7 protein-coding genes are annotated in these 6,787 nt (G+C 36.2%); 4 read left to right on the forward strand and 3 right to left on the reverse strand.

Annotation, left to right across the window (positions count from 1 at the left end; translation table 11 throughout):
* Window positions 1–10 precede the first annotated feature (10 nt).
* Window positions 11–457 (forward strand): GNAT family N-acetyltransferase, encoded by a 447-nt coding sequence (locus IWX83_RS14310; RefSeq protein ID WP_132066050.1) that lies wholly within the window; start codon window positions 11–13, stop codon window positions 455–457.
* On the opposite strand, the gene IWX83_RS14315 is transcribed toward IWX83_RS14310, so the two are convergent.
* From IWX83_RS14315 to rnpA, 3 genes are all read right to left on the reverse strand, one after another.
* Entirely contained in the window at window positions 458–1,264 is an 807-nt protein-coding gene (locus IWX83_RS14315; protein ID WP_196830614.1) for an OmpA family protein, read from the reverse strand.
* Window positions 1,264–2,898: a S41 family peptidase gene (locus IWX83_RS14320; protein WP_196830616.1), complete on the reverse strand. Its 1,635-nt coding sequence runs from the start codon at window positions 2,896–2,898 to the stop codon at window positions 1,264–1,266. The genes IWX83_RS14315 and IWX83_RS14320 overlap by 1 nt, the downstream gene beginning before the upstream one ends.
* A gap of 108 nt (window positions 2,899–3,006) precedes the next feature.
* Window positions 3,007–3,417, reverse strand: a complete 411-nt coding sequence (gene rnpA / locus IWX83_RS14325; protein ID WP_196830618.1) for a ribonuclease P protein component — start codon at window positions 3,415–3,417, stop codon at window positions 3,007–3,009.
* 124 nt (window positions 3,418–3,541) lie between these two features.
* Here rnpA and IWX83_RS14330 point away from each other — a divergent pair, with 124 nt between their 5' ends.
* From IWX83_RS14330 to IWX83_RS14340, 3 genes are all read left to right on the forward strand, one after another.
* The gene (locus tag IWX83_RS14330) at window positions 3,542–4,276 is read left to right on the forward strand and encodes a 1-acyl-sn-glycerol-3-phosphate acyltransferase (RefSeq protein WP_073353298.1); all 735 of its coding nucleotides are present in this window, start codon (window positions 3,542–3,544) and stop codon (window positions 4,274–4,276) included.
* A 10-nt stretch (window positions 4,277–4,286) separates the two neighbouring features.
* Window positions 4,287–5,276, forward strand: a complete 990-nt coding sequence (locus IWX83_RS14335; protein ID WP_091257449.1) for an acyl-ACP desaturase — start codon at window positions 4,287–4,289, stop codon at window positions 5,274–5,276.
* A gap of 88 nt (window positions 5,277–5,364) precedes the next feature.
* Window positions 5,365–6,018 (forward strand): HD domain-containing protein, encoded by a 654-nt coding sequence (locus IWX83_RS14340; RefSeq protein WP_073353294.1) that lies wholly within the window; start codon window positions 5,365–5,367, stop codon window positions 6,016–6,018.
* Window positions 6,019–6,787: the final 769 nt, after the last annotated feature.

Raw genomic sequence — 6,787 nt, forward strand, 5'->3', positions numbered from 1 at the left:
ATATCTAGGCATGACAATACAATGGGAAATTAAGGCATTTGATGCCCTGACTGTACACGAGCTTTATGATTTATTACGCTTAAGAAGCGAAATTTTTGTGGTAGAGCAGAACTGTGTTTACCTAGATCTCGACGGAAAAGATAAAGTAGCATTGCATCTTATTGGTTCGTTTGAAGGCAAAATTGTCGCTCATTCCAGATTGTTTAAACCGGGAATCAGTTTTGATTATGCTTCTATCGGAAGGGTAACTGTTGATGCAAATTACCGCGACAGAAAATGGGGACATGACCTAATGAGGGAATCAATTGCTGGAATTGCGCATCATTTTGGCGAAAGCAAAATTACTATTGGAGCACAATTGTACCTGAAAAAATTCTATGAAAGCCATGGTTTTGTGCAAACCAGCGAAATGTATCTGGAAGATGATATTCCACATATTGAAATGAAACGAGAATAATCAGATTTTCAGAATTATAAATTCAACTCTGCGATCCAGTGCTTCACCTTGGCCTAAAGGAAATTTGTTTCCGCTTCCCACATAGTGCATTCTAAGGCTGTTTATTCCCTTATTTATCAGATAGCGATAGACGTTTTTGGCCCTATTTAAAGATAGTTTTCGTTCCTGTGTGTCTTTATCTATGGCATCTTGGTAATGACTAGGCGTGCAGCATACATGTCCTCTGATTTCGAATTCCATTGTTTTTTGCTGTTGCAAAAGTAGTGCAATGGCATCCAATTCTTTCTTGGACTGTTCCGTTAATTTACTGCTGCCAAGGGCAAAAAGAATCTTTTCCAGATAAATACGATCTCCCACTTTATGGCTTTCCTGAAATGAAGTATAAATACCCTTCCCAAAACTGTTTTTCTTGACAATAAATAAGTCGACACGCCTATTTTTTGAACGCGTTTCAGACAGGTTTTCCACCCTATCTTTTTGTACAATTACACGTCCTTTGCCTTCAATAATGACAATCTTATTTTTATTAAAACCATTTTCCGTAAGAATATTTTGAACCGTAATGACCCTGTTTTTTGATAATTCAAAATTATAATCGTTGGCGCCTCGATCATCGCAGTAACCATAAATTTGTATCGATTCGATTTTGGTTGTATCGGCTTTTTTTATAAAATCAATTATCGTTTGTACTTGGTCATCGTACAGAGTGAATTTGTCAAATTCAAAATAAACTGTTTCCACAGGTCTTGCTTGAGCGAAAAAATAGCTCGAAAAAAGAAGTAATGCTATGGAAAATGCTTGTTTCATTACATTTTTAAAATCGAGCGATACGCCGCATTAGTACTCAAAATAGAAGTAGCTTTTTTGATTTCTGAATTATTTTTGGTGTAATATTGATACAATCCTTCTTGGTATTGGTATCTCTTAATGATTTCATCAACCATTAATTTTTTGATTTCTTTTTGATTTTTATCCAATAATGCATTTTCACTTTTCTGCAATGCGGTTAATAATTGTTGGTATTCGGCCTGAATAGATTCGTCCAGTTTTTCTTTTTTGGCTACAGCCAAAGTGTTTTTCAAAGCCAATTCCGTTTCGGTGTCAAAAGAAAATTTTTGCGCTTTCAAGAATTGTTTGAAATCTTCATAATCAGCATCAGAGAGGACCGGAATCTGATTCCCTAAACTCGGATTTTTATAGTAATAAGTTGTGGCATAGTTGAAAATTCCGTCGTTACGCAACAAAGCATTTGTGATGGGACTCGATTTTGTTTCTTCCATTTCCACGTCAGGTTGTATTCCGCCACCGTCATAAACGGTTCTGCCTTTTCTGGTTTTAAAAGCATTGAAGTTCTTCTCTTCTGTTTTTAGGGCAATTCCATTTTTGTCTTTTCGAGAATAATCCAAAGCTTGAATACACCTTCCGGACGGCGTGTAGTAGCGAGAAATAGTCACTTTTAGCTGTGTTCCAAACGTCAAATCTACAGGTCTTTGTACCAGTCCTTTTCCAAAACTGCGGCTTCCTACCACCACAGCGCGATCTAAATCCTGTAGTGCGCCAGCGACAATTTCAGATGCCGAAGCACTACGGCCATTTACCAGAATGATCAAAGGAATTTCAGTATCTACAGGATCTTTAGTCGTTTTGTAGGTGCTGTTGTGTTTTTCTATCTTGGATTTTGTTGTAACAATAATTTCGTTTTTTGGAACAAATAAATTACAGATATTAACGGCTTCATTCAAAAGTCCGCCCGGATTGTCTCGTACATCCAGTATAATACGTTCCGCACCTTCTTTTTTGAGTTGTTCCAATGCCTCTTTAGTTTCTACCGATGCTTTTTTATTGAAATGCGACAACACAATGTAGCCTGTTTTATCGTCTACTTTTCCAAAGAACGGAACTGATTTGATTTCGACTTCGTCAAGGACAATCTGAGCAGCAATTACTTTACCCTGACGGATGAATTTGATATCGATTTTTGTATTTTTAGCACCTTTGAAAAGTTGAGAAGCCTCGTCTTTGAAATCAGATAAGAGTACGTCTCCTACTTGAATAATTTCATCACCAGCTTTCAAGCCTGCTTTATCGGCAGGGAAATCTTTATAGGGTTCCTTCACGATTAACTTGTCTTCTTTCCGAGTCAATAAAGCGCCAATTCCAGTATATTCTCCGGTATTGTTGATTTTGAATCGCACCACATCCTGCTCGTTGAAATAGACGGTGTACGGATCTAAATTAGCCAGCATTCCTTTGATGGCCTTGTCCATTAATTCACCGGGATTTGTCTCATCGACATAGTTCCGATTCAATTCCTTGAAAAGTGTGGTAAATATCTCGATTTGCTTGGCAATTTCGAAAAAATCATCTTTAAAACTGGTTCCAATAAACAGAAATGCCGAAGCGACAACGGGAATTATTAATTTTTTTTTAAGAAGGTTCATGGGTTTAGTAGACTTGATTTGAAGCCACTAAAATAAGAATAAATCATGAAATAATAGTGCAGGACAGAATCTAATGGCAAATATGTTTACGTGGTGGAAGTAAAAAAGTTAAATTTTCGAATTAATATCGATTTCTGACTCAGGTTTTTTAATGTTTTGAGCAATAAACTTCTCAAACAGTTGAATAGTTTTGGTGTTGATTTCCTGATAGGACAATCGGTCCTTCGTTTGGTAAAAAAACATAAAGGAATACGGTTGATCCAGATTGTCAATCAATAAGTGTTTGTTCAAGCGATAAGTTTCGCGCAGTACACGTTTGAAATAATTGCGATCTACGGCTTTCTTGAAATTCTTTTTGGAAACTGAAACGCCCATTTTTATTTTTTCACTTTTGTCAAAAGAACCAGCTTTATATACCAATCGCAACGGATATTTAGATACTGATTTCCCTTCGGTAAACAATAATCCAATCGTAATTTTGCTTTTCAGCTTTTCGGTTTTCGGGTAAGTGAAATTCATTTTAATAGAAAAAATTCGTAGTTTTTGACTCGCAAAGTTACGATTAAACGTTGAGTCGGGATATTGTTTCCGATTTAAATAACGCTAAAAATATATTTCTTACTTTTGCCTTAAATTTTTAAGCATGCAAAAACTGATTTCGTATCCCATTTCCGTTATTTATTATTTATGTTTCGGTCTAACTTTGGTTATTTTTCATCCGATACAGTGGGTTTGTTTCCATGGCTTTGGCTATCAAGCCCATAAAAAAAGTGTTGATTATCTGAATTTTTTCTTAGTGAAATGTACAAATCTGTTAGGAACAACATACAAGTTTGAAAATATTGAGAATATTCCAAAGAATGTACCCTTGATTTTTGTCTCTAATCATCAAAGCATGTACGATATTATTGCTATGATTTGGTTTTTTCGCCGTTTTCATTGTAAATTTGTTAGTAAGAAAGAATTAGGAAGTGGTATTCCAAGTGTATCGTTTAATTTGCGTCATGGGGGTTCAGTGCTTATCGATCGTAAAGATCCCAAACAAGCTATTCCTGCCATTAAAGGATTGGCAGAATATATTGAAAAACACAACCGTTCAGCCGTTATCTTTCCAGAAGGAACACGAAGCAAGACCGGAAAGCCAAAAGAGTTTTCTCAAACGGGATTGAAAATATTATGCAAAAATGCTCCTTCAGCTTTCGTGGTTCCAATAAGCATAAACAATTCTTGGAAAATAGTTAAATACGGGTTTTTCCCCTTAGGTCTAGGAAATCGCCTTACCTTTGTAGTACATAAACCGTTAGCGGTTGCAGCGTATGATTTTGCGGAGTTAATGGAAAAGACAGAAGCAGCAGTAGTTCAAGGAATAAAAATTTAATTTATATATAATGTCAATAAAAAACATTCGATTAGAAGTAATGCAGTTTTTGGAAAAAAACGTAGACAGCTTTGTCGATCAGTATCTAATTCCAGTAGAAAAAATATGGCAACCAACTGATTTTTTGCCTAATTCTCAAAGTGATACTTTTTTTGATGAGGTCAAAGAATTGCGTGAAATTGCAAAAGAATTACCATACGATTTCTGGGTAACATTAGTAGGAGATACTATTACTGAGGAAGCGTTGCCAACTTACGAATCCTGGTTAATGGATGTCGAAGGAATTGATAACGTGGAGAGAAATGGTTGGTCTAAATGGATTAGACAATGGACTGGTGAGGAAAATCGTCATGGTGATTTGTTGAACAAGTATTTGTATTTGTCAGGTCGTGTGAACATGCGTGAAGTTGAAATGACAACACAGCACTTGATCAACGATGGTTTTGATATTGGAACGGGAAGAGATCCTTACAAAAACTTTGTTTACACTAGTTTTCAAGAATTAGCAACGTATGTTTCTCATAACAGAGTGGCGCAAATGGCTAAGAAATATGGAGACAACAAATTGTCAAAAATGTGCAAAATGATTGCTGGTGACGAAATGCGTCATCATCATGCGTACAGCGAATTTGTAACTCGTATTTTTCAGGTGGATCCAAGCGAAATGATGCTTGCTTTTCAATACATGATGAAAGCAAAAATTGTGATGCCAGCGCATTTCTTGAGAGAATCTGGTGAAAAAATAAGTACTGCTTTTGAGCAGTTTTCTGATTCAGCTCAACGAATTGGGGTTTATACTGCAGCCGATTATGTAGATATCATGCAAAAACTAATCGAGAAATGGGAAATTGACAAAATTACAGGGTTGACGGATGAAGCAGAAAAAGCACGTGATTACCTGATGAAATTACCAGCTAGAATGGCCAGAATTTCAGAACGATTGGTAATTCCACAAGAATCCCATATTTTCAAATGGGTGGAGCCAGCTTTAATAAGATAGATTTCTGAATTCTAAATAAAGAATAAAAATGTTGGATTTTGAAGTTGAAGAACTTTGAAATTCAACATTTTTTTTAAATAAATATATAATGATTAATCCAGATTTAATACCTAGAACAATTCTTTTTGTAAAAGAAAAATTAGAAAATGCCGAAGGAGGACACGACTGGTTTCATATAGAGCGCGTGTACAAAAACACGTTGTTGATTGCTAAAAATGAAGCTTGTAATACTATAATAGTGCAACTTGGCGCTTTGCTGCACGATATTGCCGATAGTAAGTTTCACAATGGTGACGAAACCGTTGGTCCAAGAGTAGCTCGAGAATTTTTAGAATCTGAAAATGTTGATGAAGAAATAATCGAACATGTGGTAAATATTATTGAAAACATCTCCTACAAAGGTGGGAATTTTGAGAAAAAATTTACTTCGATAGAATTGAATGTGGTTCAGGATGCGGACCGTTTAGACGCCATAGGAGCCATCGGAATCGCCAGAACATTCAATTATGGCGGTTTTAAAAATAGAACGCTGTATGATCCCGAAATAGCGCCAAATTCAAGTATGACCAAGGAAGAATATAAAAAAAATGATTCGCCAACGCTCAATCACTTCTACGAAAAATTATTACTCTTAAAAGACAAGATGAATACCGAGACCGGAAAACAAATCGCACAAGAACGACACCGTTACATGGAAGGATTTCTAGCGCAGTTTTATGCGGAATGGGAAGGGGAGAAGTAGTAGTTCGCGTTCAGTTTTTTAGTTATCGGTTATCTGTTTTCCGCTTAGCAGTGATTTGGTATCCTATTTATCTCACTGGAAGCGTTTCACAGTTTGTTGTTACAGTAAAATCATATTGTTGTCGGGATTCCTTCGGAATGATAAATTAATAATTTTTATTACCTGTTTTTTCGGGCTAATTTTTCCAACACAGTTTTTCCACTCCAGTTTGTCACGCTGGAAGCGTCTCATCACTTGCAGCTAAAGTAAAATCACACAATTGTAGGGATTCCTGCGGAATGACAAAGTTAGTAGGTAGTTTTATGACTTAGTTTTCCTGGTCCAGTTTTCCTAGTCCAGTTTTCCCAGTTCAATTATCCAGTTTAGTTTGTCACGCTGGAAGCGTCTCATCACTTGCAGCTAAAGTAAAATCACACTATTGTAGGGATTCCTGCGGAATGACAAAGTTAGTAGATAGTTTTATGACTGGGTTTTCCTAATCCAATTTTCCTAGTCCAGTTTTCCCAGTCCAATTATCCCAGTCCAATTGTCCAGTTTAGTTTGTCACGCTGGAAGCGTCTCATCACTTGCAGCTAAAGTAAAATCATATTATTGTAGGGATTTCTCAGAAATGACAATGTAAGTAGGTAGTTTTATGACTTGGTTTTCCCAATCCAGTTTTCCCAGTCCAATTATCCAGTTTAGTTTGTCACGCTGGAAGCGTCTCATCACTTGCAGCTAAAGTAAAATCATATTATTGTAGGGATTTCTCAGAAATGACAATGTAAGT

The sequence above is a fragment of the Flavobacterium sp. CG_9.1 genome (genome assembly GCF_015751645.1).
Taxonomy (GTDB): Bacteria; Bacteroidota; Bacteroidia; order Flavobacteriales; family Flavobacteriaceae; genus Flavobacterium; species Flavobacterium xanthum.

Excerpts from the sequence above, each read along its gene's own strand:
- IWX83_RS14330 (WP_073353298.1), top strand. The coding sequence starts at position 3,542 with ATGCAAAAACTGATTTCGTATCCCATTTCCGTTATTTATTATTTATGT.
- IWX83_RS14320 (WP_196830616.1), bottom strand. The coding sequence starts at position 2,898 with ATGAACCTTCTTAAAAAAAAATTAATAATTCCCGTTGTCGCTTCGGCA.
- IWX83_RS14310 (WP_132066050.1), top strand. The coding sequence starts at position 11 with ATGACAATACAATGGGAAATTAAGGCATTTGATGCCCTGACTGTACAC.
- rnpA (WP_196830618.1), bottom strand. The coding sequence starts at position 3,417 with ATGAATTTCACTTACCCGAAAACCGAAAAGCTGAAAAGCAAAATTACG.
- IWX83_RS14315 (WP_196830614.1), bottom strand. The coding sequence starts at position 1,264 with ATGAAACAAGCATTTTCCATAGCATTACTTCTTTTTTCGAGCTATTTT.
- IWX83_RS14335 (WP_091257449.1), top strand. The coding sequence starts at position 4,287 with ATGTCAATAAAAAACATTCGATTAGAAGTAATGCAGTTTTTGGAAAAA.
- IWX83_RS14340 (WP_073353294.1), top strand. The coding sequence starts at position 5,365 with ATGATTAATCCAGATTTAATACCTAGAACAATTCTTTTTGTAAAAGAA.